Raw genomic sequence first — 25,872 nt, 5'->3', positions numbered from 1 at the left:
CACACCAGTTGTTACATATCGCCAATTGTGTTCGATAATGCAATGCCCCACGTTCATGGCAGGAAACATCCACCCAAATGATAACAGGACATCCGACATGACCAAGACCATTTTGCACATTGATGCCTCCGCCCGTCACACAGGCTCCACCACCCGCGACCTCACGGCGCGCATTGTCGACAAATTCGACGGCACGGTCCTGCGGCGCGATCTGAGCGACGCCTTGCCCCAGATCAACGAGACCTGGGTCAACGCCAATTTCACACCTGTCGATCAGCGCACGCCCGCCCAGCAACAGGCGCTGGCGCTGTCGGATGAGTTGATTGCCGAGATAAAGGCCGCTGACATTCTGGTCATCGGCGCGCCGGTCTATAACTTTGGCGTGCCCGCTGCTCTCAAGGCTTGGATTGATCTGATCGCACGAGCAGGCGTGACCTTTGCCTATACCGAAAACGGCCCCAAGGGCCTGTTGGACGGCAAACGCGCGGTGATTGCCCTGGCCACTGGCGGCACGCCCGTGGGTTCAGAAATTGATTTTGCCTCCGGGTATCTGCGTCATATCATGGGATTCATCGGTATTTCGGACGTTGAAATCGTGGCGGCGGATCAGGTGATGGCGAATTCTGACAAAGCCATGGCCAAGGCCCACGCCGGGATTGCCGCGCTCGCGGCCTGAGCGCAAATCATGCGGGGCAGCAGCCCAAAAACAACTGCCCCGCATCGCTAGAAAATCGCGAACTTGCGTTTGAGCCTTTGCTCGGCCTCCTTGACGCTGATGCTCTTCATATCCGCGTAGCCTTCGCAGGCCGCATTCCAACGGTGCGGTACTTGTGCGCGTAACGCCTTGGGGCTTTCAGCCTTTCGAAAATCGTCGAGCGCCTTGAACCGGAGCATCCTGAGGCGCGCGATCATGGAGCTTGTTTCATCTGGCAGGCAGACGTTCAGCGACGGGCGCATCGTCTGCTCCAGTTTTCTGCGCTTTGTTTCCAGCTGCGACAGCAACGTGTTTCCCAACAGGAGCAGCTTGATCGGGTGGTCCAGCAGCGAGGCTTCTGCCATGGCGAAATGCACGCGTTCGCATCGAAAGAACCAATCCGGATAGGGCGGGTCGCTCTGAAGCAGCGACTCTGCTGCCCAGAGTTGCCCCTGGCGTGGCAAATCACTGCCCCGCGCAGCAGAGCCGATGAATAAATCGCGCGTCTCTCCCTTATCGATATGTATCATGTAAATCAGCGGCGCTGTCTCATCGACGTTAAAGTTTTCCACGTCTGCATAGTTCATTGCTATCTCCTTAAACATTTACCAACACGATCCAGTGGAATGCATTGCGTTTTGCAATGCGTTTCGTGTTACAACGGATATAAGAATGGGCTTTCTATTCGCAATACGTTCTGATACGCAAATCGCAACACGAATATCGGGTATGCACAGGAGACAACGATGCCGCTGCCAAACCTCACATTGAGAACCGCGACCGAACACCACGATCTGATGCGCATGGTGAACATGCGGCTGCGCGATGATCCGGGCTTTGTTCAAGTGCTGGGCAATCTGGTGGAAGACGCCTCGCGCACGGCCTTCATGCCCAGCGACGAAATCGAGCGGCGCTTCCGCCACCTCGAAGAACACGTCAAGGCGCTGGAGGAACGCGTTTTCAAACGGCTTGACTCAGGTTCGCCAGCGACTTAAATGCTGCTGAAATCCCGGAAGCTTTGATCTTCCGGTCCTTTGGGATGTTTCCCGGGATCGCCCTCCGTCAGCGCGTCGCGCCCACGGGGGCAGAACTGTTTGGTTTTGACCCTGCTCCGCACAGGGTTCGTCACAGACCATCCGGTTTTGCCCGCGCACGCACGGACAAGGGCATTTGTGAATGACCTGCGCAGGCCCTACATCATGGGGTGATGCAACCGACAATCGAAGGGGGCCCTGGCCCATGTTTGAAAATCTCTCTGAACGCCTCTCTGGCGTCTTTGACCGGCTGACAAAACAAGGCGCGCTCTCTGAAGAGGACGTGACAACGGCCCTGCGCGAGGTCCGCGTGGCGCTGCTGGAGGCCGACGTCTCCCTGCCCGTGGCGCGCGATTTCGTGAAAGCCGTGCAGGAAAAAGCCACCGGTCAGGCCGTCACCAAATCCATCACGCCGGGCCAACAGGTCGTCAAGATCGTGCATGATGCGCTGATCGACGTGCTCACAGGCGAAGGCGAGCCGGGTGCGCTGAAGATCGACAATCCGCCCGCGCCGATCCTCATGGTCGGCCTTCAGGGCTCGGGGAAAACCACGACCACCGCGAAACTCGCCAAGCGTCTCACGGATCGCGACGGCAAACGCGTGCTGATGGCCTCGCTTGACGTCAACCGCCCCGCCGCGATGGAACAGCTGGCGATCCTGGGCGTACAAATCGGCGTCGACACCCTGCCCATCGTCAAAGGCGAAGACCCCGTTGCCATCGCCAAGCGCGCCAAAACCCAAGCGGGTCTGGGCGGTTATGACGTCTATATGCTCGATACGGCGGGCCGTTTGCACATTGACGCGGAACTGATCGCGCAGGCCGCTGCGGTGCGCGATGTGGCCAACCCACGCGAAACGCTGCTGGTGGTGGATGGTCTGACCGGGCAGGACGCGGTCAATGTGGCCACCGAATTTGACGACAAGATCGGCGTTTCCGGCGTGGTTCTGACGCGAATGGATGGCGACGGGCGCGGCGGTGCGGCGCTCTCGATGCGCGCAGTCACGGGCAAGCCGATCAAATACGTCGGCCTCGGCGAAAAGATGGACGCCATTGAAACCTTTGAGCCGGAACGCATCGCGGGCCGGATTCTGGGCATGGGCGACATCGTCGCATTGGTCGAAAAAGCGCAGGAAACGCTCGAAATCGAGCAATCCGAGCGCATGATGAAGCGCATGGCCAAAGGTCAGTTCAACATGAACGACCTCAAGATGCAGCTTGAACAGATGATCAAGATGGGCGGCATGCAGGGCATGATGGGCATGATGCCCGGCATGGGTAAAATGGCCAAACAGGTGGAAAACGCAGGGTTCGACGACAAGGTTCTGAAACACCAGATTGCCCTGATCCAATCCATGACCAAAAAGGAACGCGCCAATCCGCAGATCCTGCAGGCCAGCCGCAAAAAGCGGATCGCCAAGGGGGCGGGCATGGAGGTCTCCGAGCTCAACAAGCTTCTGAAAATGCAGCGCCAGATGGGCGACATGATGAAGAAGATGGGCAAAATGGGCAAAGGCGGCATGATGAAACAGGCGATGAAGGGCATGATGGGCAAGGGCGGTATGCCCGGCATGGACCCGTCCCAGATGGATCCCAAACAGCTTGAAGCCGCCGCCAAAGCCATGGGCGGCAAGCTGCCCGGCGGTCTTGGTGGTATGGGCGGGGGCGGCATGGCCCTGCCCCCCGGTCTGTCAGGGTTCGGCAAGAAAAAATGACCACACCAGCTCTGGATATACCTGTCCTTGAGACACAGCGCCTTGTGCTGCGCGGCCCTTGTCGCGCGGACGCGCAACTCTATGCGGATTTCTTTGATGCGCAGACCGGTGATGGGTATTTCTATGGCGGACCTCTGCGGCCTGATCAGGCCAACGTGCGACTGGCCGCGGACATCGGACATTGGCAGATGAATGGTTTCGGCAAGTTTGTCGTGATCGAGCGTGACAGCCAAAAACCCGTGGGCGGCTGCGGGATCGTGCATTGGAACGGCTGGCCCAGCCATGAGCTGACCTGGTGGTTGCTTGGCACCGAACGCGGCAAGGGATACGCATCCGAGGCGGCGCGCGCGGTGTTGGCCTATGCCCGCGATGCCTTGGGCTGGCAGCGCGTCGAAACTCATGTGCGTGACACAAACGCAGCAGCCCTGCGTCTGGTGGAACGGCTCGGCGGCAAAAAACTGCGCCGCGACGCCTTCCCGGATGGTCACAGCCGCGACGTCTTTGGATTTGAGCTTACCGCAGCCGGAGTACCCGCATGATCACCTGTTTCCTGAAATACGAGATTGACCCTGCGAAAGTCGCGGATTTTGAAATCTACGCCAAGGCCTGGATTCACAACATCAACCGCATGGGCGGCACGCATCACGGCTACTGGCTGCCCTCGGAAGGACCCTCCGATCTGGCATGGTGCGGTTTCAGCTTCCCCTCGCTTGCAGCCTATGAAGAATATCGCGTCGCCATGGCGAGCGATCCCGCCTGCATCGCCACATACGCCCATTCCGAGCGCACAGGGTGTATCCGCCGTTATGACCGCCACTTCACGCGCCCCGTGCTGGAAGGCGAAAGCCCCGCTGATCTGGGCCTGATGTAGCCGTGACGCCGATCCCCACCATAACCACGGATCGTTTGATCCTGCGTGCCCCCGCGCAAGGCGACGTTGCCGGGTTTGCTGCGTTCTATGGCAGCGAGGCCGCGCGTTTCGTCGGGGGACCTTTGCGGGATTTTGAGGTCTGGCGGTACACTGCCGAGGTGCTTGGCCATTGGCAGTTGCGCGGTTTCGGGCGCTGGATGGTCGAACGCCGCGACACGCCCGGTGCAATTGGCCTTATTGGCCTGCACGCGCCGCTTGACTGGCCGGAACCCGAAGTGGGCTGGATGCTCTGGGCCGGTAATGGTCAGGGTTATGCGCTTGAGGCTGCCCTTGCGGCACGGCGCTATGCCTATGATACGCTGGGCATGACCACGCTGATCAGCTCGATTGACCCGGCAAACGCCGCCTCCATTCGCCTGGCCACAGCCATGGGAGCCCAGCGCGAGACAAAGGATTTCGAGCATCCTGTCTATGGCACAATGCAGGTCTATCGTCACCCCGACCCAAAGGCGGTGACCCTGTGAGCGCTGCCATCCCCGCATTGGAAACCACCCGTTTGATCCTGCGCGGTCCAAAACCCTCGGATGCCGGGGCGTTCATGGCGTTTTACCAGTCAGACCGATCCAGATACGTGGGCGGGCCGATGACCGCACGGCAGGCGTGGAATACCTTTGGCACGGCATTCGGGCATTGGGCGATCCGTGGATTTGGCATGTATATCGTTACTCTCAAAGGCTCAGATGCACCGCTGGGCATTGTGGGGCATTGGTTCCCGCACGGCTGGCCGGAAAAGGAAGTCGGCTGGATCCTGTTTGATACTGCCTCTGAGGGTCAGGGCATTGCGTTTGAAGCGGCTGAGGCCTGCATCGCGCGGGCGTGGGACGTGCTGAAATGGGACACCATCGTCAGCTATGTGGACGCACCCAACGCGGCCTCGATTGCGTTGGCTGAACGGTTGGGGGCGACACGGGATGAAACAGCGCAAATCCCGAATTCGGAAAAGGATGTTCTGGTCTTTCGTCATGTGAGGCACGCCGCATGAGCAAGTTGATTCCCACCCTCGAGACCAAGCGTCTGATCCTGCGTGGCCCGGAGCCCGAGGACTACCCGGATTTTCAGGCGACCTTCACCAGCTACCGCGCGCGTTTCATGGGCGGGCCGCTGAACGCCTATGAGACATGGATGCTTTATGCCGCCGAAATCGGCCATTGGCAGATCCGGGGTTATGGCATGTGGATGATCCATGATCGCGACACCGACGAGACTTATGGCATGGCCGGGGCATGGAAACCGGCGAAATGGCCGGAGGCGGAAATCGCCTGGGTGATCTGGCCGGACAAGAACGGCAAGGGTTATGCGCTGGAGGCGACCCATGCGGTGCGTCAGTATCTTTATGGGCATAAGGGTTGGAAAACCGCCGTAAGTTACATTGACCCCAAGAACCTTGACAGCATCCGGCTGGCTGAACGGTTGGGCGCGGTGAAGGACGCCGAGGCCCTCACCATTGATGGCAATGATTCCGTTTATCGTCACCCCGCGCCGGAAGCTCTGGCCGGAACGCAGTTGGCGCATGGCATCGACATGGAAATCAGCCATTACGCTGATCCGCTGTTCAAACCGAAAGGATGGGCGATTGACTGATTTGGTTTTCAGGATGTGCACAGCATCGGTGTACAGCTTGTGTACAGGCTGTGCACAGGCTGTGCAGCGCCGGTTTGCCTGTATTGGAGGCCTGTCATGAGTGATACCGAGCAGCGCGCCGCGGAGGTTCTCAAGGAGCACCGCGCCTCCATTGACCGGCTTGATGCGATCCTCGTCTATACGCTAGGCGAGCGGTTCAAACACACGCAGGCGGTGGGGAAACTCAAAGCCAACCACGACCTTCCCCCGTCCGATCCTGCGCGTGAAGCTGCGCAGATCGAACGGCTCGAAGATTTGGCAAATCGGGCCGATCTGGACCCGGAATTTGCCAAGAAGTTCCTCAACTTCATCATCGCTGAAGTCATTCAGCACCACCATCAACATCAAAAATAAGGTGGCCTGAAGCCCACCTTACCCAATGAACGCAAAAGGAAATACATCATGGCTATGAAAATTCGTCTCGCCCGCGGCGGCTCCAAAAAGCGCCCGTTTTACCGTATCGTTGCAGCTGACAGCCGCATGCCACGCGATGGCCGCTTCATCGAAAAACTGGGGACGTATAACCCGCTGCTGCCAAAAGACAGCGAAGAGCGTGTGAAAATGGACGTGGAGCGGGTTCAGCATTGGCTGGGCCAGGGCGCACAGCCGACAGAGCGTGTGGCGCGTATGTTGGAAGCCGCTGGTTTGAAAGAGAAAACCGAGCGCAACAACCCAAACAAAGGCACGCCCGGCAAGAAAGCCCAGGAGCGCGCAGAAGAAAAAGCCGCCAAGTCCGCTGCACCCGCAGAAGAAGCAAGCGCCGAATAATCGGTTCTTTTGAGATGGCCTGCTCGCCGGGCTGGACAAGATTGGCGCTGCGCTCTTTCATGGGTACAGCGCCTTTTTTCACTGTTGATTAGGAGCCAGGATGTTCAGACCGATCCGAACCTTGATCCTGATCGGGATTGCTTTTGTGTCTGGGATCATTTTTGCGCGTGAACTACAACGCGACACCTGTATTGATCGAGGTGGTGAAATGTCAGACGGTATTTGCCTGGGGGCAGAGGAATGAGGGAAGACAGGATTTGTGTCGGGGCCATTGGGGGGTCTTACGGCGTGCACGGCGAGATCCGGATCAAGAGCTTTTGCGCCGTTGCGGAAGACATTGAGACCTACAGCCCGCTGGGTGATGAGGATGGTGGCAGGGCGTTCCATCTGGCCCTCATTCGACCGGCAAAAAACGGGTTTGTCGCACGCATTGCCGAGGTGGCGAGCAAGGAAGAGGCCGACGCGCTGAAAGGCACCCAATTGTTTGCCCGGCGCGATCAACTACCTTCGCTCCCGGATGACGAATATTACCACGCGGATTTGATTGGCTTGCAGGTGTTGGATGCGGGGGGCACACTTTTGGGCTCTGTCAAGAACGTACTGGATCACGGCGCAGGCGACCTTCTCGACATTCAACGTCCCGGATCATCCGAAACCGTTCTGCTGCCCTTTACACGCGCCGCTGTGCCCACCGTCGATCTGAGCACACAGCGCATCATTGCAGATCCGCCCGAGGGGCTTTTTTGAGCAGTGGTCTGCGTAAAAATAAAGCCAATAGTATACTGGACCAAGTCTAAACCCACCGCCGCAGTCAAATCACGACGCCGACCACGCCCAGCAGATGGAACAGAAAACCATGACGGATACGCCCAAGTCCTTTGGTCGAAAATCGATACGCCCGACCTTGAAACCCCGTTCCCTCATGGAAACCGGCGAGGAATTGGCGGGTGTGTGGCAGGCGCGCATCGTGACCCTGTTTCCGGACGCTTTCCCCGGCGTTTTAGGTGCGTCATTGACCGGAAAAGCCTTGCAGGACGGTCGCTGGCAGTTGCACACCCACGATTTGCGCGAATATGGGATCGGGAAGCACCGGAATGTAGATGATACACCTGCGGGTGGTGGCGCAGGCATGGTGTTGCGCGCCGATGTCGTTGGCCCGGCGCTGGTCGAGGCACAGACCCACGCACGCGGGCGCTGGCCCATTCTTTACATGTCACCGCGTGGACGCAGGTTTGATCAGGCGATGGCGCAGGATCTGGCGCGCTGTGACGGTGTCACCCTGCTGTGTGGGCGTTTTGAGGGCGTGGACGAACGCGTGCTGGAGGATTTTGGCGTGACCGAAGTCTCTCTGGGGGATTTTGTTATGACCGGAGGTGAATTGGCCGCCCAAGCAATGTTGGATGCTACTGTGCGATTGTTACCTGGCGTCTTGGGAAACGCCGAAAGCACCGTTGAAGAAAGCCACACAAACGGACTGCTGGAACACCCGCAATACACCCGACCGGCACTTTGGGAAGAGCGCGCCATACCGGATGTCTTGATGTCAGGCAACCACGCCGAGATCGCACAATGGCGCCGCGCGCGGTCAGAAGCGTTGACCCAACACCGCCGTCCCGATCTATGGAAAAAATTCTGCGATGAAGACTGAGCCAAGATAACAGCTGGTACGCGTGCCGTCCAAAGTGATCCGGCGCGTCAGCATCCTTTCAAGTCGTGGAACAATGCCGCCCCTAATTTCAAACGCCAGTAAAATGTACCGATTTCAATACTCCTGACCGACCCTTCGCGATGGCGCGAAACTTGATGGTTTTCAGTACGACGTTCGCTTTACACATGGGCCTCTCGTCATTCCAAGTAAATTAGCACGCGGCAACGGACAACGCCTGCAAGCTCCTTGAACGGGTAAATCATGCAGGGGCATAAGGGCGGTCAATTGCCAAAGTTTGGCGGAGTTTTGCCCATGTTGCGGCCTCAAACTTTTCGGGCCACACCAAGCCAAGATGAGACGCTCTCTTTCGGGCGCGCGGAAAATAGGCTTCTGCATAGGCAAGATGGGCGAAAATCATTGCGTCACGATCTACAACGGCTGGCGGAAGGGAGACCAAGACAGCTTTCTGTTCATCGGTGATAAGGCGGTTAAGATGAAGGACACCACCACGGTCAGGCGCGTTTGTTTCGGCGATCATCAGTTCGACCAACAAGTTACGCAGATGAAAGACCCCCAGAACGCCGTTGATGTACTCTTCCCGACCCGCTGCAAGATGGAGCAGGCCGAGGATCCTGATGAATTCTTCGAACTGATGAAGGGTTTTGGCAAGATCAGGAGAAGTATTCACTGCCCTTTCCGCCAAGCCGCCATAAACATCATCATGGTCGAACAATGGTTTCAAGGCGCTCTGCACCTGTGAGCCCATTTGCTCTGGTTTCAAAATGATGACATCCGTGCGGGTCCAGTCTTGGGTGATGGCGTTGATGAGCACCGGAACAGAGTTTCGATCCCACCACAGAACGATTTCGCCCGTTTGCTCAATAGCCTCGCGCCATAGCGTTGCGATATTGTCGGTTGCACCCTCTGGCGAGACCAATACGAAATCAATATCACTGAAAGCGTCAGCCATCCCGTTCCCGTAGCTACCACTCAGAAACAGCGCCCGGATGGCAGGCACCTTGATTGTCGCATCCGCAATCGTTTGAATAACCTGCTGGTGGTTCACTTTCAGTAGCTCCTCATGCGTCAATGGCATCAGGCTAGCATGGCCGAACAGATCGTCAATTATATAGCAAAGCCGCCATTCGCCTGCTGAACGGCACCTCTTGATCCGCTTTTCATTTGCGCCTATACCGCGCGAGTTCGGAATCGCTATTGCGGCCCCGGATCGTTCTGCGTGTGCGGGACGACGAACTAAGTAACGACGTTTGAACCCTCCCGGCGGGCGCGACATGCGGACCCGACCACAGACCGGAAGCTCTGAAACGCGGAAAACTTCGTGGAACAAACCACGAGCATCATAGGAGACGATCAGATGAACCTGATTGCAGAGATTGAAGCGGAACAAATCGCCGCTCTGGGGAAAGAGATCCCCGATTTTCGCGCCGGCGACACAGTCCGCGTGGGCTTTAAAGTGACCGAAGGCACGCGCACGCGTGTGCAGAACTACGAAGGTGTGTGCATCGCGCGCAACAACGGCAAGGGCATCGCCGGTTCCTTCACAGTTCGCAAGATTTCCTTTGGCGAAGGTGTGGAACGTGTGTTCCCGCTGCATTCCACCAACATCGACAGCATCACAGTTGTGCGTCGCGGTCGTGTGCGTCGCGCCAAGCTGTACTACTTGCGCAGCCGTCGCGGTAAATCCGCACGTATCACCGAGAATTCCAACTACAAGCCGCTCGCGGCCAAAGACGCGTAAGGAGCTGACCCTGTGAAAGCCGATACACATCCCGAATATCACACGATCAACGTCAAAATGACGGATGGCACCATCGTGGAAATGAAATCAACATGGGGCAAAGAAGGCGATCAATTGTCGCTCGATATTGACCCTTCCGTGCACCCCGCCTGGACAGGCGGCACATCGCGTCTGATGGATACCGGTGGGCGCGTTTCCAAGTTCAAAAACAAATATGCAGGTCTGGGCTTCTAAGCCACACACCTTGCTTAATCGACATGGGCCGCTCCTTCAGGAGCGGCCTTTTTTTGTGTTTATGCGCTGCATGCCAGGCAAACCCGTGAACACAACCATATAGACGATTGCCTGGCAGTTTTACGTTGGCGATGGCTCCAGCACGCCAGTTCGCGCCTGTCCGTGACCACAAATGCCCCAGCCAATGCTCGGGATGATTTACTGTTCGAACCAATCGAGCATCCGCGCTGACCAGCCCTTCGGCGCGCCGTGACCTCCCTGATGCAGCAAGAGCTCTATCTGCCCATAGGTGCAATCAGTCCAGTGGCGCAGCCAGTATTCCCCCTCGAAGCTGCTGCGTTCTGGCTGACGTTTGTCGCACCCATTGGTTTCGCGCAAAAGTTTCAACGATGCCCAGACATCGCCCTGCACAACCGTACCACCGCCAAAGGAACGCCCTTCAAGCGGCACCGTGCGATCATTCCAGCCGTGCGTATGAAAAAGTTTGACCGGGCCTTCACAGGAATCTGGAAGGTCATCCCAGAATGCACCGGCCATAGGAGCATAAGCTTCCGCAAAGCTTGGGCTTTGGCACGCAATATCCCAGACCATCGAACCGCCGCGTGAGAATCCGCTCAACAGCAATGGCACAGCGCCTAAAGCTGGTCGGCTGCGCACGTCCTCCAGCACGTCTTTCAGAAATGCAGCGTCATCTCGATCAAAGCGCATCGTCCCCGCACGTACCGACCAGTTACGCTTATACCGAGCATTCGGATGATACCCGGTTGGCGCGACAAAAACATATCCACGTGCCACAGCCGTACGGGCCATACCGGATTTGAGCATTCCCTGACCTGTCGCCCCGCCCCCGTGCAAATGCATCACGATGCCCTTTGGCGTTTCTGCCTGAGGCATTATCATATGGTACGTTCCCAAAGACACGCTGCAGGGTATCTCCGCAGCGCCGCATGTATCATCGGCCGCGGCCAAAAGCGGAAACCAACTCGCCAACAGCACTACCAGTAGAAAAAATATCCTTTTTCGCATTCCGCACTCCTGCTTCCGTCAAAGATAGAACACTGATGGGCACCAGCCCGTCCAGTAACCTTTTCGACAAAGCGTCCTTTGAAAGTCATAGGCAGTTCCATCCCTGCGCCGGCTTACTCTTTTGCAGGGCCGTCACGCGCCGCAAGCACCCGAAGGCAACAGGCTCCCAAAATGCAAAATGAATTTGGAACGCCTGCGTTGACTACGGCATGTGCGTGCAAGGATTTCTGGAAGCGGATCAAGCGAAATTGCGGCGTTAGACCTTCAGGGACCGGGGTGCCGATGCACAATCACCCTCTGATTACTGGCTTCTGGTTTTCGCGACATTTAGACGACGATCGAACGTAACACACCTTCCCAAACCCCTAAACCCCACATATAGTCTCGCGCAATAGAAGGCGGTACAAAGCCGCTGGGCAAAGGATCAGGCAAATGGCGCATATCATCGTCGTCGGTAATGAAAAAGGCGGCGCTGGGAAGTCTACTGTGTCCATGCATGTGGCGACGGCGCTGGTCCGGATGGGTCACAAGGTCAGCGCACTTGATCTGGATCTGCGCCAACGCACCTTTGGGCGCTATACGGAAAACAGAAAGGCGTTTCTTGAAAAATCCGGGATCACGCTTGCCAGCCCACACACGCACGAGTTGCCCGAAATCTCGGCCGACAGCCTGAAACCCGGCGAAAACATCTATGATCATCGCCTGTCAGCATCAGTTGCATCGCTGGAACCGGACAATGATTTCATTCTGATCGATTGCCCCGGATCACACACGAGGCTGAGCCAAGTTGCACATTCACTGGCGGACACATTGATCACACCACTCAATGACAGCTTTGTGGATTTTGACCTTTTGGCAAGGACAGATTCCTCCGGCGACCAGATTCTGGGACCATCGGTTTATTCCGAAATGGTTTGGAATGCGCGCCAGTTACGCGCGCAGGCAGGGCTTGCCCCCATTGATTGGATCGTCGTGCGCAATCGCATGGGCGCACAACGCATGGTCAACAAGGAAAAGATGGAGCGTGCGATAAAAAACCTGTCCAAGCGTATTGGCTTTCGCATCGCACCCGGTTTTTCGGAGCGCGTCGTGTTTCGCGAACTGTTCCCGCGCGGGTTGACGCTGCTTGACCTCAAGGACATCGGCGTCAAACAACTGAACATTTCAAATGTGGCGGCACGACAAGAGCTGCGCGACTTGATGAAAGCGCTGGAACTCCCAGGTGTGTCCATCGATTTTTAAACTGCCCAACTCACGGAAATTTCAGTTTTTTTCACAACACGAATAGAAACGAGAGTGTCACGCAGGTGTGAGTGCGCCGTGACTATTTCCTGCTCCTAAAGTGCCGAAGTTTTCCACCAGGGAAGGCTTATTGCATAGGAGTAAAAAATGCGATTTATAAACCGAAACCTATTGGCTCTGGCCCTTGCGGCCGTTGGCACAACCTTCGCCGTTTCAGCCCAGGCAACGACCTTGAAAATCACTGTGACAAACAATCAGGCCACCGGGGGCTTGTCCATCACGCCGCTGTACACCGCGTTGCATGATGGCAATTTCGATGCCTTTGATCTGGGCGGAACCGCCACTGATGGGTTGGAATTAATTGCGGAAACGGGCAACCCTTCGGAAATTGCGGCCGAACGGCGTGCCATCGATCCAGTTTCCCAACCGCTGGTCTTGGGTTCACCCGCTGGCCCTCCCCCGGTACAGCCCGGTGAAAGCGTATCCGGCAGATTGAGCGTCAATGCGACTGAAGCGCTTTATTTCACCTTCCTTTCAATGCTCTTGCCCTCGAACGACCACTTCATTGGCAACGATAATCCCCTTGCGTATCAGCTCTTTGACGCGTCGGGCAATTTCAACGGCGCCAGAACGATCAGCGTCACAGGTGCAGAGATCTATGACGCAGGCACCGAAGCCAACGGGTTTGAAGGGGCCGCTTTCATTCAGGGCGCTGAGATTGGAGACAGTCCGGTTGGAGAGGGTTTGATCCAGCAAGGCCTTGCGCTTTCAGATGAGCTTTTTGCACCGGGTGTGCTGTTGGCAACCGGGGATACACTCAACCCGGCATTTCTGGATTTCACAACGGATCCAGACAACTTCAACTTGCTGACGATCGAGATTTCGCAGGTGCCAGTACCTGCAAGCGCACCACTTCTTTTGGGCGCGCTGGGACTTCTCGGATGGGGTCATCGTCGCCGCAAACAGCGCAGCTGAAGCACCACTAGAAAGGCCCTTTACGGGCCTTTTACAGCCCGCGCCATCGGCATTTGCGCCAATGCCCGCAAAGCCTTGCGCAGAACTTCCAACTCATCGGCATCAAACTGAGCGCACAAAGTCGCATCATAGCGCTGTGCCACGCCCCGCAGGTCCACATATGCCGCCTGACCGCGTGGTGTGAGGCTCAGATGCTCGACACGGCGATCCTTGACGTCACGTGTGCGTATCAAAAAGCGGCGCTCCCCCAACCTCAGGACCGCACGGCTGATCTTGGTCTTGTGGATCTTCGCGGATTTGACAATGTCGGCTGCGGTCATGCTCCCATAAAGACCAAGGTGAAAAAGCACCCGCCATTCCGTGCGCAGCATCCCGTAGCGGTCTTTGTAGATACGCTGAAACTCCAGACTGCTGGTTTCGGCGGCCTGATTAAGCAGATAAGGCAGGAAATCTTCCAAATCAAAACCGTCTTTTTCGATCCTAGACATGCGCATCTCTTGTTAGTTACAAAAACAACTATTACAACCACGCGAAGTCTTGGCAAGGGAGCGCACGATGAACCGGCAAGTAAATTCAAATGGCATGACGCAAGCCTCAGAGGTCTCCGGCATTTCCAATGAATACATGTCCGGCTTTGGAAACGATTTTGAAACCGAAGCCCTGCCCGGTGCCTTGCCGCAGGGCATGAACAGTCCGCAAAAATGCAATTACGGCCTTTACGGTGAACAGCTTTCGGGAACCGCTTTTACCGCTCCAAGCCATCAAAACGAACGCACGTGGTGCTACCGTATTCGTCCTTCCGTGAAACATTCCCATCGCTACGAAAAGATCAATCTGCCCTATTGGAAATCCGCGCCACACATCGATTCAGACATCATTTCTCTGGGTCAGTATCGGTGGGATCCGGTGCCGCATAGCGGCGCGTCTCTGACGTGGTTGACCGGCATGCGCACAATGACCACGGCAGGCGATGTGAATACGCAGGTCGGCATGGCGACACATATCTATTTGGTCACAGAGTCTATGGTGGAGTCCTATTTCTACTCCGCCGACAGCGAATTACTGGTCGTGCCGCAAGAAGGTCGGCTGCGTTTTTGCACCGAGCTTGGCGTAATGGACTTGGAACCAAAGGAAATCGCGATCCTGCCACGCGGATTGGTTTACCGCGTCGAAGTTCTTGAAGGCCCGGCGCGTGGATTTGTTTGCGAAAACTACGGCCAGAAGTTTGACCTGCCCGGACGCGGACCCATTGGCGCCAACTGTATGGCCAACCGGCGGGATTTCAAAACGCCCGTCGCCGCCTTTGAGGACCGTGAGATAGCTTCAACCGTGACCATAAAATGGGCCGGTCAGTTTCATCAAACGCAGATCGGTCATAGCCCGCTGGATGTGGTGGCATGGCACGGCAATTACGCCCCGGTGAAATATGATCTTCGTACCTATTGCCCAGTTGGCGCCGTGTTGTTTGATCACCCAGATCCGTCAATATTCACAGTGTTGACCGCACCTTCGGGCGTCGAGGGAACCGCAAATATCGACTTTGTCCTGTTCCGGGAACGCTGGATGGTGGCCGAAAACACCTTTCGTCCGCCATGGTATCACAAGAACATTATGTCCGAATTGATGGGCAATATATATGGCCAGTACGATGCCAAACCGAAAGGTTTCGTGCCAGGTGGCATGTCTTTGCATAATATGATGCTGCCCCATGGGCCGGACAAAAACGCCTTTGAAGGTGCCTCAAACGCGGATCTCAAAGCGGAAAAACTGGACAACACCATGTCGTTCATGTTCGAGACACGCTTTCCCCAGCATCTGACCGAGTTTGCCGCCAAAGAAGCCCCCTTACAGGATGACTATATCGATTGCTGGGAGAGTCTTGAGAAAAAGTTCGACGGCAGCCCCGGTAAGAAATAGAAACAGAGCTATGACCACAGCCCTTTTTGATCTTCTGTCCGGACTCGCCGTCATGGTCGTCCTTTTCGTTGTCTTTCGTTGGCTGCAGGCCCGCAAAAAACGCGACCACCTGCCAAAGGACGACTAATGCCTCTGTTAAAAAGCTGGGTCGCAAGTGCAAATGATCCTGACTCACACTTTCCGCTGAACAACCTCCCCTATGGCGTTTTTTCAAACGACCCCCATGATGCGCGGTGCGGTGTTGCGATTGGGGATCAGATCCTTGATATGGCAGCTCTGGAAGCGGCCGGGCTGATCACCATCAGCGAGGCACCCATATTCGATTTGCCCTATTGGAACGATCTTATGGAATTGGGGCCTGAGGTATGGCAGGTCTTGCGGGATCGTCTTTTTGAGTTGCTGATCGAGAATGCACCGGAACAGGCGCGCGTTGCGCCGCATCTTGTGCCGATGAGCGAAGTGCGCCTGCACATGCCGCTGGTCGTTTCGGAATACACTGATTTTTACGCCAACCGCCATCACGCAACCAATGTGGGCACGATGTTCCGCGGGGCCGAAAACGCGCTGCCACCGAACTGGCTTCATATTCCAATTGGTTACAACGGGCGTGCCAGCACAGTCGTCGTAAGTGGTACAGAGATCCGGCGCCCACTGGGTCAGACCAAAGCGCCAGATGCAGAGTATCCCGTTTTTGGCCCCAGCCAACGGTTGGATTTTGAGTTGGAAATGGGCGCAATTGTTGGCGTGTCCACGCAAATGGGTCAGCCGATCACGGTTGCCGAAGCGGATCAGATGATCTTTGGCTATGTTCTGCTGAATGACTGGTCCGCGCGGGACATTCAGGCCTGGGAATACCAACCACTCGGACCCTTTCAGGCCAAAGCCTTCGCAACCTCAATCAGCCCGTGGATTGTGACAGCCGCAGCGCTTGATCCGTTCCGGACCTCCACGCCGACAAAAGAGCATGAATTGCTACCTTACCTCAAGGAAGGCGGCCCGACGCTGTTTGACATAGACCTATCGGTTCTGATCGAAACCGAAGGGAATGCGCCAGAGGTCATTGCACGTACAAACTATTGCGAAATGTATTATTCAGCAGCGCAACAGTTGGCGCATCATGCGTCTTCGGGATGTGCTATGAACGCCGGCGATCTATTGGGATCCGGGACAATTTCCGGTCCCCAGAAAGATCAACGCGGATCTCTTCTGGAACTCAGTTGGGGGGGCAATGAACCGCTTCGACTTAAGGATGGACAAACTCGTAGTTTTCTTTCGGATGCCGATACCGTGATCCTGACGGGTCTCGCACAGGGTGACGGTTACAGGGTTGGATTTGGGGTCTGTAGTGGCAAAATTGTTTCTGCCCCGTCCTTTCCATGAGGACGCGACATGGCATGCACCTAACTCATAGGTTTGATAACAGCCTGACGATGGAACCAAAGTCCCGGGAAGGAGGAAGTCTGTGAGAACGAGTTTCATAGCCAGGATGCAAAGCAATGCTTCCGCCGATGCAGTATTCTTCTGCGTGATATTGTCATGGCCTGAACGCGCACCGTCGGAACAGGCCCGTTGGGAATGAACAAATACGGCCCGAGCAAGAAGGAGTTGCAATTCCGCCTTGTCGTCTCTTTTGCCGGCTTGTCGTTATTGGCAGGGGCTCTTGTCTATCGTGGAATGCCGCAGGGAGCTGCCGTATTTGAAACCGTCGGCATCGCAGGCGTATTCTTTGGTGGTTCCTTTGTCTGGACACTGAAAAAACTGGTAAGAAAAGAATTCTCGGATGAACCTTAAGGCGCCAAAGCCGCCCAGACTTCAATTTCCACCACGAATTCGGGCCGGGTGAAGCCGGATACAATCACAAGCGTTGACGTCGGCAACACTTGTACTGCGGATAAATACGCATCTCTCGCTCGCATATATCCAGCCATATGCGCCCTGTCGGTGACAAAGGCGCTGAGGTGAAAGACATGTTCGGCATGCATTCCGGATTCCTCCAGAATTGCCGCGATATTGCCGAAACAAATCTGTGCCTGCGCTTCTGATCCCTCTGGAACGCTTCCGTCGCCAGCCAATCCCAATTGCCCGGACGTCCGAACAATACGCGCCGACGAAGGTATTTCGATACCATGCGAATATCGGGCAAATGGGGGTGCAATGGTATCTGGCGACAAAGCTTTCATCATGTTCTCCCCAAGGTAGAATATCGCGAACATGACCGATGCGAACGGGAATTAAAACTGTATCTTGCAAAACGACAGGCAGCGTTGATGCCTGGCAATCTTGCAGTTTACCCTTGGCAAGCTTTCAAGGAGACAATGCGCCATGCCCGAGCGGCTCAGTACGAGGGGATGTCAGTCGCAAGTGTTGCACAAAATACCGAACGCGGCGAGGTCGCAATACCGTCCCTTTGGATCATACTGGCGACGCGCCATCATTGACGCCCTTCAAATTCAATGGCGCAAGGTCTCACCGTTTAACGGCGAAGATTGGAAAGCCAGTCTGTTCATGGAATAGATTCGCTCTCCGACCGCAACCCACAAATCCATCCGTATTTGGCACTCCGGCAACAACATTCTCAAAAAAATTTTCTTGGATGAACGCGTTCAAATCGCTTTGGATTGCCTCCTGGGGCAGAGTTTTTCGTGTTTGACGGCTAAATGAATGAAATCCGGCCAATATATTTTTCAAGGTTCATAAGCGACACTGGGCATCAATTTTACGCCCAATAGAGCGCAGATTCAGGAATTGGCCAGCTATTGATACAACCCGAATGAACGGGAAAACAATCTCACGGTCGACCTTCGAGGAACTCATCGAATGACTTGGCGTTCTACTGCAACAGCCCGCGCAAAGCTGTGGATCTTGGATGGGGTTGACGCCCAACGCTCTAGGAATCAAACTCCGGGCGTCTGCAAAAGGACATCAAAAGAGCAGAAAAACTGCATCACCGAGCCGAACCCAATTTCGGCAATGCGCGCCTTCACACCGCGCGGCAACAGAGAGGAAGAAAATGACATTTTTCACACGTACCGGCAAACCATTACCAAAAGCCGTCGTGGATTCAGCTGCGAAAATCGGCACCGATCCGATAAATCGTCGCGAGTTTTTGGCGACTGCAAGCGCATTTGGCGCAACGGCAGTCACAGCCTATGCCATGATCGGCATGGCACCACCGGCACGCGCTGCGGGACACCAGATGGGCGGCACTGTACGCATGCAGATGGAAGTCCGGGCACTCAAAGACCCTCGTACATATGACTGGAGCCAGATCGCGAATTTCAGTCGCGGTTGGCTGGAGTATCTTGTGATCTGGGAGAACGATGGCAGTTTCACACCTGCACTTCTTGAGAGCTGGGAAATCAACGATACCGCCACAGAATACACGCTGAATGTGCGTCAGGGTGTGAAATGGAACAATGGTGACGATTTCACCGCAGAAGATGTTGCGCGTAACATCGCGGGCTGGTGCGACAAAGGCCTTGAAGGCAATTCAATGGCGGGGCGCTTTGCAACATTGATCGATGATGCGACCGGGCAGGCCATTGAAGGGGCAATCGAGGTTGTCGACACGCACACGGTCAAGCTGACGCTGCCGCAACCCGACATCACATTGATCCCCGGGATGGCGGACTACCCTGCGGCCATCACGCCCGCTGACTTCAACGCAGATGACATGACCGGTAACCCGGTCGGTACCGGCGCCTATCTGCCGGAATCGCTTGAAGTGGGCGTGAAAGGCGTTTTGGTTAAGAACCCAGATCACACATGGTGGGGCACAGAAGTGTTTGGCGGACCCTACATTGATCGTCTTGAATACATCGACTACGGGACCGATCCTTCGGCCTTTGTTGCGGCCGCTGAAGCCGAAGAGATTGATACGCTCTACTCCATCGAGGGCGATTTCATCGACATCTTCGCCACTCTCGACGGTTGGGTTGAAGCCTCGATTGCGACGGCCGCAACAATCGTTATCCGCCCGAACCAATTGGCAGAAGTCGATGGCGTAAAACCCTATGCCGACAAACGAGTACGTCAGGCCATTTCCATGGCGGTGGATAATGAGATCCTACTCGAACTCGGCTATGGTGGACGCGGAATCGAAGCGGAAAACCACCATGTGGGTCCGATGCACCCGGATTACGCTGAGTTGCCTCCGCGCACAGTTGATCCGGCGGGGGCGAAAGCATTGATGGATGAAGCTGGCTTTGGCGATTTTGAGCATGAGCTGTTTTCGATCGACGATGCATGGCGCAAGGATACCACCGACGCAGTAGCAGCACAGTTACGTGATGCGGGTATCAAGGTGAAGCGTACAATCTTACCCGGTTCGACATTCTGGAACGATTGGACCAAGTATCCCTTCTCGTCCACCAACTGGAATGCGCGCCCACTTGGTGTTCAGATCTGGGCGCTGGCCTATCGTTCAGGTGAAGCATGGAACGAATTCGGCTGGGCGAACCCCGATTTTGACGCCAAACTTGAAGTGGCACTGGCAACCGCCGACGTCGAAAAACGCCGCGCTATGATGTCGGAAATGGAGGCCATCGTTCAGGATGAGGGCGTCACCATTCAACCGTACTGGCGCTCGCTTTATAACTTCTCAAAGGAAGGCCTGATTGGCGCGGAACACCATATCGGTTTCGAATACCACCCCGCTCGGATGGCTTGGACCTGAAGCGCTCCATATGATGAGGGGCCGCGTGATGCGCGGCCCCGGCTATACAACTGACATCATGCCCGTGAACGATTATTGGCCGTGAACAGCTATTAGTTATGCATTCGAAGGCATGCTGAACCTGAAGTGGTCAGTCCGCCATTGGTCCAAGGACAATGGTGGCGTGCGATCCGAATGAAACGCAAGCTGAACTCGACCGATGTCATTGACGCGCTGACCTACCTGTTCATCTTGCGCGGCGTTCCCGCTTTCATCCGCTCGGACAACGGCCCCGAGTTCTTTGCCCAAGTCGTCCGAGATTGGATCAAGGCGGTCGGAGCGAAGACGGACTACATCGAGCCTGAATCACCCTGGGAAACCGAATACTGCGAGAGCTTCGATGCCCGCTTCAGGGATAAACTGCTCAACGGCGAGGTCTTTTACTCTCTTCGCGAAGCTTACATCCTGATTGAAGAATAGAGGAAACACTACAACACCAAACCCCTCTCATCCATACTGCGCATCGATTGCCAGGCAATGGACCACTCAGTGCATTGGGATACCGACCACCAACGCCGGCAACCATCGTCCCGATGGACCAGAGGTCGATCATGCACTAACATTTAAACTGGAGCACTTAGGTGCGGCCGATCATGGAATGCAGGCGGTAGTGGTTGAAATCGTTGCGCCGGGCATTCTGCAAGCTGTCACACATATGCTCATTCCGGCATTCGTCCATTGCCCGGCAGGCGATTGCACAGCAATCTGCCGAGAGAGGCACAGCCAACCATTGAAGCTTTCCACGAAGGCGTTCTGCATGGGTTTGCCTGGTGCGATGTAATGCCAGTCAACCTTGCGGTCCTCCTGCCATTTCAACATCGCGTTCGACGCCAGTTCGGTTCCATTGTCGCTGACCACAAGGCAGGGGTAGCCGCGCAGTTGGGCGATCCGATCCAGTTGGCGGGTCATGTGTCGGCCTGACAGTGAACGATCCACCACAGTTGCCAAAGCTTCGCGGGTGCAATCATCCACGATGCATAGCACGCGGAACCGCTGCCCGTCTGCGAAGGTATCGGACAGGAAGTCCAACGACCAGCGCTGGTGGGCCCGATCCGGCACAGGAATAGGCCTGCGCGTGCCCAAAGCCCGCTTGCGCGAACGCCTGCGGCGTACAGCCAGCCCTTCTTCGCGATGAATCCGGAACAGCTTCTTGTACCCTCTCATCGTTTCCTTCAGAAACGACTGCCGGGTGAGAGTTCACTTCAAACCCCTCTCTGGCCAGCAGGATACCAAGCCGCCGATACCCGAACCGACGACGCTCATTCGCCAGTTCGCGGAGCCGCTTTCGCAAAGCGTCATCGCCCTGATCCTGCTTCCGATACTGAAAGACTGACCGATGCAGATCAGCCAGTTCACACGCCCCCTCTCGGCAGATTGCTGCGCAATCGCCTGCCGGGCAGTGGACGCTCGGACAAGCCGTGCCAATCCATCACGTCCGACACAGCCCGTCTTTTGACATGCTCGACCATTGTCCTGGGACCAATAGCGGACAAGATCTCGCCGCCCGTCGTTTTTTGTTTCGAGGTCTTTCAGCGCAGCGTTGTCCAGCATGGCATCTGCCAGCATCCGCTTCAGACGGTTGTTCTCATCTTCAAGCGCGCGCGGCTTCTTCGCATCCGACACATTCATGCCACCGAACCTGGCCTTGTATTTAATGGGATGGATGTCTCTCCCTCAAACCGCGACGCTGTGAGAATATCACAGCACACAGGAGGAAGAGATGGATAGTATTCATGGGGACCGACTTGGCCAAGAATGTGTTTCAGCTTCACGGCGTTGATGACGATGGCCGTTCCGTGTTCAAGAAGCGGGTTCGACGCGAGGGATTGCTTGCCGAGCTGGCAGATATACCCCCCTGCAAGATTGGTATCGAAGCCTGTACTGGCGCGTTCTGGTGGCAGCGCCAATTTGAAGCTCTGGATCACACGGTCAAGGTGATCGCACCGCAGTATGTTAAACCATTCCTCAAGCACCAGAAGAATGACCGCAACGACGCGGAAGCCATTTGCACCGCACTCTTGCAACCGAACGTGAAGTTCGTCCCACCCAAAAACGAAGAGCAACAGGACATTCAGGCTCTGCACCGGGCGCGTCGGCGTCTTGTGAACCACCGCATGGCCTTGGCCTGCCAGATGCGGGGCCTCTTACTCGACAGGGGTGTCACGATCCCATTGACCTTGAGCCGAGCACGGCAGCGGATCCCGGAGATCCTTGAAGATCATTCGAACGGGCTGACGGAGATGACCCGCGAGATTATCGCTGATCTATTCGAGTTTATGTTGCAACTTGATATGCGGATCAAAGTTTTCGACCGTCGTATCGATCAGGTTTTTCGCGCAAACCCACATTGCCAACGTATCGCGCAAATTTGTGGCGTTGGTTCGAAGACAGCTACAGCAGTCGTTGCTGCTGTCGGTGATGGAAAAGAGTTCAAGAACGGTCGCCATATGGCCGCATGGATGGGGTTGGTACCACGCCAGCATTCCAGCGGCGACAAACACCTCCTGATGGGGATAAGCAAACGGGGCGACAAGCATCTCCGGACGCTGTTGATCCACGGAGCCAGGTCGGTAGCCCGCGTTTCACAGGGCAGAACAGACGCATTCAGCAAATGGGTCAACGCGATCCGGGAGCGCCGAGGCATGAATCGTGCCATCGTCGCTGTTGCCAACAAGAACGCGCACATCATCTGGGCGATGCTGCACAGAAACGAAGAGTTCCGCGCTCAAGCCTGAGCAAAGAAGAGGATTGCAAGACGACCAAGGACATGAACCGACCGGCAAACTCCGGTGTGTGAGGAACCTGGCTTTTACAATGGCCCTATGAGGCCGACCACTTGTTGAGGCTTACCACGCGGAATTCCCATTTGGGCGCGCCATCCTACCGGCGACGCCGGATAGATGTTTGCAACCAGGCAACGCCGTCAGATCAGGACCGAAAAAACCTTGCAACCGGAGAGACATCCATAGATGTAGAAGATGCCCTGCGATAGCCCCTCACCCCTCTCATCGACACGGCGTTTCGACTGCCGGCAGTGGGACGGCACAGCTCCCGCGCCTTACGCCAGCCTCGTATTCCTTGATCATTCCAATGATCTGTTCTTCGCTGAAACAGCTTCTCTTCACCGTCTGTCTCCTTCTTGGAGAACAGACCAACTCAAAACAACGCACATGCCAGGGGAACGGGTCTGTTAGCTTCCACAGATTGTTAGCCAACGGAAACAAGGTTCGGGCGCAACCATCCAAACCGTCCTTAAATGCAAGGCTATTCGCTTCATCGTTCACCCCGAAAGGGTCTCAAGAAACCTTTCGGTTGCGATCATCTTAAGCAAGTCATTCAAAGAGGCTGAGACGGTACGTTTGGATGTGTTGATCTGAACGTTTGCCCGTTCGTAGAGGGGGCTACGGGCCTTAAGCAACGCGTTCAATTGTTCCATCGCCGCTGGATTTCCCCGCATCGGGCGCAGATCACCCTGCGCTTGGACACGCTGCATGTGTTCCATGGGTGACGTTCGCAGCCACACTGTATGAAAACGCTCCAAAACCTGGGCATAGGTCCCATCTTCTGCGACAAGCCCCCCGGCCACGGCAAGGATCATTCGATCATTTCGGGTCACAATACGTGTCACCGCCTCAGCCTCCAAGGCGCGATAACCATCCTGACCGTAAAACGCCATTACCTCTGATAGAGGCATCCCTGTGTGTTCTTCAATTTCGGCGTTCAACTCAATGAAAGGCACATTCAAGGCGGCCCCGGCCAGTTTTCCCAACGTGGATTTACCGGCCCCTCTCAGTCCAATGAGGCAGATACGCCCTGCGCGCAATACCGAAGGGTTTTGTGGTGCCAACAGACTGCGCACCTGTTGCTGAAGTTCTTCGGGCGCATGGCGATATAGCGACGCAATTCTTTGAACTTCACGATCCCATGGCTCATTTTCAGAAAGCAAAGCTTCAATCTTGACGTCCAGCGCTTTAGCAACCCTTTGCAATAGCGCTATTGATATGTTGCCCTCACCCGCTTCCAGTTGTGCCAGATATCTTGGCGAAACACCTGACTTTTCAGACAATACGCGGCGCGGTAGACCTTGTGCCTTTCGGATTTCGCGTACACGTGCCGCAAGTCTCTTGAGCACGAACGCAGAGGTATCAGGTGGCGTCAGCCTGTCAGACATGCTCACGACCGTTGTCTTGGCGCTCACAGCACGGCCTGACAAAGAGTCTTTTCACATCAATTACCCAAATAGGCGGCTAATATGTTTCGACATGATAACGGCCGTTTTCCCTCATTTGATCCCGAAGACTTGACCACTCTAGCCCTGCCTCAGACGCGATTTCGCTCAGCGCCGCTTCGACGCCCTGCTCCATTGCTTTCAGACCACACAGATAGATGACGGTTTGGTTTGACTGCAACATGTCAGCGACGATATCTTTTTGCGCGCGCAACCTGTCCTGCACATATTCCTTAGGTGTGCCTTCCGCGCGGCTAAAGGCGAATTCTTTGTGCATGAAACTGTCGGCTACTTTTTTGAGCGGTCCAAAATAGGGCAGGTCTCGCGGGCTGCGCGCGCCAAACACAAGCATCAAACTGCCTTTCAGGCTTGGCATTTCCCGCTGTCGGCGCATGGTGAAGCCCCGAAAAGGGGCGGATCCCGTCCCGGTGCAGATCATCAGAAGTTTGGCTTCTGGATCCGACGGCAACAAGAAAGTCGATCCAAATGGACCCGTGATCTGAACCTCGTCACCTTTCTCAAGATCACACACGTAGTTGGAACATATCCCTTCTACCTCCCGCTTAACGGTCAGGGAAAAGTTGTTGAAACCGGGTCGTTCCCCGTCCCTTGGGCTGGAAATCGAATAAAGCCGTGGCAAGTGAGGTTTGCCCGCGTCGTCTGTACCCGGCGCAATGATCCCAATGCTCTGGCCTTCCAGAACCGGAAACGGCAAATTGGCGAGATCGAGGATAATATGGCGGACATCACTATCACTTCCCGCTTCGGTTAGTCGGTAGTTGCCTTGCACCTTGGCCAAAGCAGGGTTCGCCAGATTGTATAGATTGATCGTCGGCTTTGAGGCCGAGGCGGGTGCCCTTGCCTTGCCGCCTGCCCCTTTGTGCGCCTCTGCGAGGAGTGCCGCTACCGCATCATCATGAGCTTCTATGCCATCGTCTTTACTATCTGCCTCAAGCGTGATGTCGTCTTGTTCCGGTAACTCCTCAAATTCGTATTGCTGTTCTAAGGTATAAGGCGTTTGTACGACACGCCACTCGTCAATCGATCCTGTGGGGCAAACCGGAATGCAATCCATACAGAAATTGCAAATGTCCGGATCCACAACGACATTGTTGTCGTCATGCTGGATCGCTCCGATGGGGCACGTCATCTCGCAAGTATAACAGCGGATGCAGATTTCGGGATCAATAAGGTGTTGTTTTACCGGTTTGTTCATGGACTGGCAGAGGACCTGTGCAACACAACATCCGGCAACACGGCGAGATCAAATATCGCACGGCACATGCCCCTGCAATCGGTGCATCCGAGGCAATTTTGCTGAGCCTTCTTAGGGGTGTTGTTTGGTTGGGTTTGCATGGGTCCGGTCTC

29 protein-coding genes and 3 pseudogenes are annotated in these 25,872 nt (G+C 55.7%); 23 read left to right on the top strand and 9 right to left on the bottom strand.

Annotation, left to right across the window (positions count from 1 at the left end):
- Nucleotides 1–97 precede the first annotated feature (97 nt).
- Nucleotides 98–676, top strand: a complete 579-nt coding sequence (locus R8G34_16875) for an NAD(P)H-dependent oxidoreductase (protein MDW3224525.1) — start codon at nt 98–100, stop codon at nt 674–676.
- Between the two features lie 47 nt (nt 677–723).
- Here R8G34_16875 and R8G34_16870 read toward each other — a convergent pair whose 3' ends face one another.
- The gene (locus R8G34_16870; GenBank protein ID MDW3224524.1) at nt 724–1,281 is read right to left on the bottom strand and encodes a hypothetical protein; all 558 of its coding nucleotides are present in this window, start codon (nt 1,279–1,281) and stop codon (nt 724–726) included.
- 159 nt (nt 1,282–1,440) lie between these two features.
- Between R8G34_16870 and R8G34_16865 the strand changes: the two genes are divergently transcribed.
- From R8G34_16865 to trmD, 12 genes are all read left to right on the top strand, one after another.
- The gene (locus tag R8G34_16865) at nt 1,441–1,689 is read left to right on the top strand and encodes a hypothetical protein (protein ID MDW3224523.1); all 249 of its coding nucleotides are present in this window, start codon (nt 1,441–1,443) and stop codon (nt 1,687–1,689) included.
- A 244-nt stretch (nt 1,690–1,933) separates the two neighbouring features.
- Complete coding sequence (gene ffh, locus R8G34_16860) at nt 1,934–3,442, top strand: signal recognition particle protein (GenBank protein ID MDW3224522.1); 1,509 nt, start codon at nt 1,934–1,936, stop codon at nt 3,440–3,442.
- Nucleotides 3,439–3,981 (top strand): GNAT family N-acetyltransferase, encoded by a 543-nt coding sequence (locus R8G34_16855; protein ID MDW3224521.1) that lies wholly within the window; start codon nt 3,439–3,441, stop codon nt 3,979–3,981. The genes ffh and R8G34_16855 overlap by 4 nt, the downstream gene beginning before the upstream one ends.
- Nucleotides 3,978–4,313, top strand: a complete 336-nt coding sequence (locus tag R8G34_16850) for an NIPSNAP family protein (protein MDW3224520.1) — start codon at nt 3,978–3,980, stop codon at nt 4,311–4,313. The genes R8G34_16855 and R8G34_16850 overlap by 4 nt, the downstream gene beginning before the upstream one ends.
- A 2-nt stretch (nt 4,314–4,315) precedes the next feature.
- A complete protein-coding gene (locus tag R8G34_16845; protein MDW3224519.1) occupies nt 4,316–4,837 on the top strand; it encodes a GNAT family N-acetyltransferase in 522 nt (173 codons plus the stop codon).
- Nucleotides 4,834–5,355 carry a GNAT family N-acetyltransferase gene (locus R8G34_16840; protein MDW3224518.1) on the top strand — a complete coding sequence of 174 codons (522 nt, stop codon included), beginning with the start codon at nt 4,834–4,836 and terminating at the stop codon, nt 5,353–5,355. The genes R8G34_16845 and R8G34_16840 overlap by 4 nt, the downstream gene beginning before the upstream one ends.
- A complete protein-coding gene (locus R8G34_16835; protein MDW3224517.1) occupies nt 5,352–5,954 on the top strand; it encodes a GNAT family N-acetyltransferase in 603 nt (200 codons plus the stop codon). Before R8G34_16840 ends, R8G34_16835 begins: the two co-directional genes overlap by 4 nt.
- A gap of 96 nt (nt 5,955–6,050) precedes the next feature.
- Complete coding sequence (locus R8G34_16830) at nt 6,051–6,347, top strand: chorismate mutase (protein MDW3224516.1); 297 nt, start codon at nt 6,051–6,053, stop codon at nt 6,345–6,347.
- 48 nt (nt 6,348–6,395) lie between these two features.
- Complete coding sequence (gene rpsP, locus R8G34_16825; GenBank protein MDW3224515.1) at nt 6,396–6,761, top strand: 30S ribosomal protein S16; 366 nt, start codon at nt 6,396–6,398, stop codon at nt 6,759–6,761.
- A gap of 100 nt (nt 6,762–6,861) precedes the next feature.
- Entirely contained in the window at nt 6,862–7,005 is a 144-nt protein-coding gene (locus tag R8G34_16820) for a hypothetical protein (GenBank protein MDW3224514.1), read from the top strand.
- Entirely contained in the window at nt 7,002–7,508 is a 507-nt protein-coding gene (gene rimM / locus R8G34_16815) for a ribosome maturation factor RimM (GenBank protein MDW3224513.1), read from the top strand. The genes R8G34_16820 and rimM overlap by 4 nt, the downstream gene beginning before the upstream one ends.
- Nucleotides 7,509–7,617: 109 nt before the next feature.
- Nucleotides 7,618–8,409: a tRNA (guanosine(37)-N1)-methyltransferase TrmD gene (gene trmD / locus R8G34_16810; GenBank protein ID MDW3224512.1), complete on the top strand. Its 792-nt coding sequence runs from the start codon at nt 7,618–7,620 to the stop codon at nt 8,407–8,409.
- A gap of 259 nt (nt 8,410–8,668) precedes the next feature.
- Here the strand turns inward: trmD and R8G34_16805 are convergent, their stop codons facing one another.
- Nucleotides 8,669–9,505, bottom strand: coding sequence for a nucleotidyltransferase domain-containing protein (locus R8G34_16805; GenBank protein ID MDW3224511.1), 837 nt, complete (start codon nt 9,503–9,505; stop codon nt 8,669–8,671).
- A 279-nt stretch (nt 9,506–9,784) separates the two neighbouring features.
- Here R8G34_16805 and rplS point away from each other — a divergent pair, with 279 nt between their 5' ends.
- Together rplS and rpmE are read left to right on the top strand one after the other, a co-directional pair.
- Entirely contained in the window at nt 9,785–10,168 is a 384-nt protein-coding gene (rplS, locus tag R8G34_16800; GenBank protein MDW3224510.1) for a 50S ribosomal protein L19, read from the top strand.
- Nucleotides 10,169–10,180: 12 nt separating this feature from the next.
- Entirely contained in the window at nt 10,181–10,402 is a 222-nt protein-coding gene (gene rpmE, locus R8G34_16795) for a 50S ribosomal protein L31 (GenBank protein MDW3224509.1), read from the top strand.
- Nucleotides 10,403–10,600: 198 nt separating this feature from the next.
- Here rpmE and R8G34_16790 read toward each other — a convergent pair whose 3' ends face one another.
- On the bottom strand, nt 10,601–11,302 hold the full coding sequence (locus R8G34_16790) for a polyhydroxybutyrate depolymerase (GenBank protein ID MDW3224508.1): 702 nt from the start codon (nt 11,300–11,302) through the stop codon (nt 10,601–10,603).
- Between the two features lie 558 nt (nt 11,303–11,860).
- Between R8G34_16790 and R8G34_16785 the strand changes: the two genes are divergently transcribed.
- Together R8G34_16785 and R8G34_16780 are read left to right on the top strand one after the other, a co-directional pair.
- Nucleotides 11,861–12,670 carry a division plane positioning ATPase MipZ gene (locus R8G34_16785; protein ID MDW3224507.1) on the top strand — a complete coding sequence of 270 codons (810 nt, stop codon included), beginning with the start codon at nt 11,861–11,863 and terminating at the stop codon, nt 12,668–12,670.
- Nucleotides 12,671–12,817: 147 nt separating this feature from the next.
- Nucleotides 12,818–13,645, top strand: a complete 828-nt coding sequence (locus R8G34_16780; GenBank protein ID MDW3224506.1) for a spondin domain-containing protein — start codon at nt 12,818–12,820, stop codon at nt 13,643–13,645.
- 20 nt (nt 13,646–13,665) lie between these two features.
- Here R8G34_16780 and R8G34_16775 read toward each other — a convergent pair whose 3' ends face one another.
- Nucleotides 13,666–14,139 carry a MarR family transcriptional regulator gene (locus R8G34_16775; GenBank protein ID MDW3224505.1) on the bottom strand — a complete coding sequence of 158 codons (474 nt, stop codon included), beginning with the start codon at nt 14,137–14,139 and terminating at the stop codon, nt 13,666–13,668.
- 61 nt (nt 14,140–14,200) lie between these two features.
- Between R8G34_16775 and hmgA the strand changes: the two genes are divergently transcribed.
- The 3 genes from hmgA to R8G34_16760 all read left to right on the top strand — a co-directional run bounded on the left by hmgA (nt 14,201) and on the right by R8G34_16760 (nt 17,353).
- Nucleotides 14,201–15,562 carry a homogentisate 1,2-dioxygenase gene (gene hmgA, locus R8G34_16770; GenBank protein MDW3224504.1) on the top strand — a complete coding sequence of 454 codons (1,362 nt, stop codon included), beginning with the start codon at nt 14,201–14,203 and terminating at the stop codon, nt 15,560–15,562.
- Between the two features lie 126 nt (nt 15,563–15,688).
- Entirely contained in the window at nt 15,689–16,942 is a 1,254-nt protein-coding gene (gene fahA, locus R8G34_16765; protein MDW3224503.1) for a fumarylacetoacetase, read from the top strand.
- 195 nt (nt 16,943–17,137) lie between these two features.
- The gene (locus R8G34_16760) at nt 17,138–17,353 is read left to right on the top strand and encodes a hypothetical protein (protein ID MDW3224502.1); all 216 of its coding nucleotides are present in this window, start codon (nt 17,138–17,140) and stop codon (nt 17,351–17,353) included.
- Here R8G34_16760 and R8G34_16755 read toward each other — a convergent pair.
- Nucleotides 17,350–17,775 (bottom strand): RidA family protein, encoded by a 426-nt coding sequence (locus tag R8G34_16755; GenBank protein MDW3224501.1) that lies wholly within the window; start codon nt 17,773–17,775, stop codon nt 17,350–17,352. The genes R8G34_16760 and R8G34_16755 overlap by 4 nt on opposite strands.
- Nucleotides 17,776–18,572: 797 nt before the next feature.
- Between R8G34_16755 and R8G34_16750 the strand changes: the two genes are divergently transcribed.
- Both R8G34_16750 and R8G34_16745 read left to right on the top strand, forming a co-directional pair.
- The gene (locus R8G34_16750; GenBank protein ID MDW3224500.1) at nt 18,573–20,237 is read left to right on the top strand and encodes an ABC transporter substrate-binding protein; all 1,665 of its coding nucleotides are present in this window, start codon (nt 18,573–18,575) and stop codon (nt 20,235–20,237) included.
- Nucleotides 20,238–20,402: 165 nt separating this feature from the next.
- Nucleotides 20,403–20,836, top strand: a pseudogene (locus tag R8G34_16745) (integrase core domain-containing protein).
- Between the two features lie 68 nt (nt 20,837–20,904).
- On the opposite strand, the pseudogene R8G34_16740 reads toward R8G34_16745, so the two are convergent.
- A pseudogene (locus R8G34_16740) lies at nt 20,905–21,528 on the bottom strand (DDE-type integrase/transposase/recombinase).
- Nucleotides 21,529–21,797: 269 nt separating this feature from the next.
- A pseudogene (locus tag R8G34_16735) lies at nt 21,798–21,929 on the bottom strand (IS3 family transposase).
- An 80-nt stretch (nt 21,930–22,009) separates the two neighbouring features.
- Between R8G34_16735 and R8G34_16730 the strand changes: the two are divergent.
- Entirely contained in the window at nt 22,010–23,011 is a 1,002-nt protein-coding gene (locus tag R8G34_16730) for an IS110 family transposase (GenBank protein ID MDW3224499.1), read from the top strand.
- Between the two features lie 545 nt (nt 23,012–23,556).
- Here R8G34_16730 and R8G34_16725 read toward each other — a convergent pair.
- Together R8G34_16725 and boxA are read right to left on the bottom strand one after the other, a co-directional pair.
- Nucleotides 23,557–24,474 carry a helix-turn-helix transcriptional regulator gene (locus tag R8G34_16725; GenBank protein ID MDW3224498.1) on the bottom strand — a complete coding sequence of 306 codons (918 nt, stop codon included), beginning with the start codon at nt 24,472–24,474 and terminating at the stop codon, nt 23,557–23,559.
- A gap of 49 nt (nt 24,475–24,523) precedes the next feature.
- Nucleotides 24,524–25,720: a benzoyl-CoA 2,3-epoxidase subunit BoxA gene (gene boxA / locus R8G34_16720; GenBank protein ID MDW3224497.1), complete on the bottom strand. Its 1,197-nt coding sequence runs from the start codon at nt 25,718–25,720 to the stop codon at nt 24,524–24,526.
- Between the last annotated feature and the right edge of the window lie 152 nt (nt 25,721–25,872).

The sequence above is a fragment of the Paracoccaceae bacterium genome (assembly GCA_033344815.1).
In the GTDB taxonomy this organism is placed as follows: domain Bacteria; phylum Pseudomonadota; class Alphaproteobacteria; order Rhodobacterales; family Rhodobacteraceae; genus Roseobacter.
Note: the sequence above shows the minus strand (reverse complement) of the source record. Positions and strands in the feature narration are given on the sequence as shown.

Coding starts and splice junctions, on each gene's coding strand:
- R8G34_16830 (MDW3224516.1), top strand. CDS start 6,051: ATGAGTGATACCGAGCAGCGCGCCGCGGAGGTTCTCAAGGAGCACCGC.
- R8G34_16850 (MDW3224520.1), top strand. CDS start 3,978: ATGATCACCTGTTTCCTGAAATACGAGATTGACCCTGCGAAAGTCGCG.
- trmD (MDW3224512.1), top strand. CDS start 7,618: ATGACGGATACGCCCAAGTCCTTTGGTCGAAAATCGATACGCCCGACC.
- fahA (MDW3224503.1), top strand. CDS start 15,689: ATGCCTCTGTTAAAAAGCTGGGTCGCAAGTGCAAATGATCCTGACTCA.
- R8G34_16730 (MDW3224499.1), top strand. CDS start 22,010: ATGGGGACCGACTTGGCCAAGAATGTGTTTCAGCTTCACGGCGTTGAT.
- R8G34_16875 (MDW3224525.1), top strand. CDS start 98: ATGACCAAGACCATTTTGCACATTGATGCCTCCGCCCGTCACACAGGC.
- R8G34_16785 (MDW3224507.1), top strand. CDS start 11,861: ATGGCGCATATCATCGTCGTCGGTAATGAAAAAGGCGGCGCTGGGAAG.
- R8G34_16865 (MDW3224523.1), top strand. CDS start 1,441: ATGCCGCTGCCAAACCTCACATTGAGAACCGCGACCGAACACCACGAT.
- R8G34_16755 (MDW3224501.1), bottom strand. CDS start 17,775: ATGTTCGCGATATTCTACCTTGGGGAGAACATGATGAAAGCTTTGTCG.
- rplS (MDW3224510.1), top strand. CDS start 9,785: ATGAACCTGATTGCAGAGATTGAAGCGGAACAAATCGCCGCTCTGGGG.
- R8G34_16775 (MDW3224505.1), bottom strand. CDS start 14,139: ATGCGCATGTCTAGGATCGAAAAAGACGGTTTTGATTTGGAAGATTTC.
- R8G34_16870 (MDW3224524.1), bottom strand. CDS start 1,281: ATGAACTATGCAGACGTGGAAAACTTTAACGTCGATGAGACAGCGCCG.
- hmgA (MDW3224504.1), top strand. CDS start 14,201: ATGAACCGGCAAGTAAATTCAAATGGCATGACGCAAGCCTCAGAGGTC.
- R8G34_16855 (MDW3224521.1), top strand. CDS start 3,439: ATGACCACACCAGCTCTGGATATACCTGTCCTTGAGACACAGCGCCTT.
- R8G34_16780 (MDW3224506.1), top strand. CDS start 12,818: ATGCGATTTATAAACCGAAACCTATTGGCTCTGGCCCTTGCGGCCGTT.
- R8G34_16835 (MDW3224517.1), top strand. CDS start 5,352: ATGAGCAAGTTGATTCCCACCCTCGAGACCAAGCGTCTGATCCTGCGT.
- R8G34_16750 (MDW3224500.1), top strand. CDS start 18,573: ATGACATTTTTCACACGTACCGGCAAACCATTACCAAAAGCCGTCGTG.
- R8G34_16820 (MDW3224514.1), top strand. CDS start 6,862: ATGTTCAGACCGATCCGAACCTTGATCCTGATCGGGATTGCTTTTGTG.
- boxA (MDW3224497.1), bottom strand. CDS start 25,720: ATGAACAAACCGGTAAAACAACACCTTATTGATCCCGAAATCTGCATC.
- rimM (MDW3224513.1), top strand. CDS start 7,002: ATGAGGGAAGACAGGATTTGTGTCGGGGCCATTGGGGGGTCTTACGGC.
- R8G34_16790 (MDW3224508.1), bottom strand. CDS start 11,302: ATGATAATGCCTCAGGCAGAAACGCCAAAGGGCATCGTGATGCATTTG.
- rpsP (MDW3224515.1), top strand. CDS start 6,396: ATGGCTATGAAAATTCGTCTCGCCCGCGGCGGCTCCAAAAAGCGCCCG.
- R8G34_16805 (MDW3224511.1), bottom strand. CDS start 9,505: ATGCCATTGACGCATGAGGAGCTACTGAAAGTGAACCACCAGCAGGTT.
- ffh (MDW3224522.1), top strand. CDS start 1,934: ATGTTTGAAAATCTCTCTGAACGCCTCTCTGGCGTCTTTGACCGGCTG.
- R8G34_16760 (MDW3224502.1), top strand. CDS start 17,138: ATGAACAAATACGGCCCGAGCAAGAAGGAGTTGCAATTCCGCCTTGTC.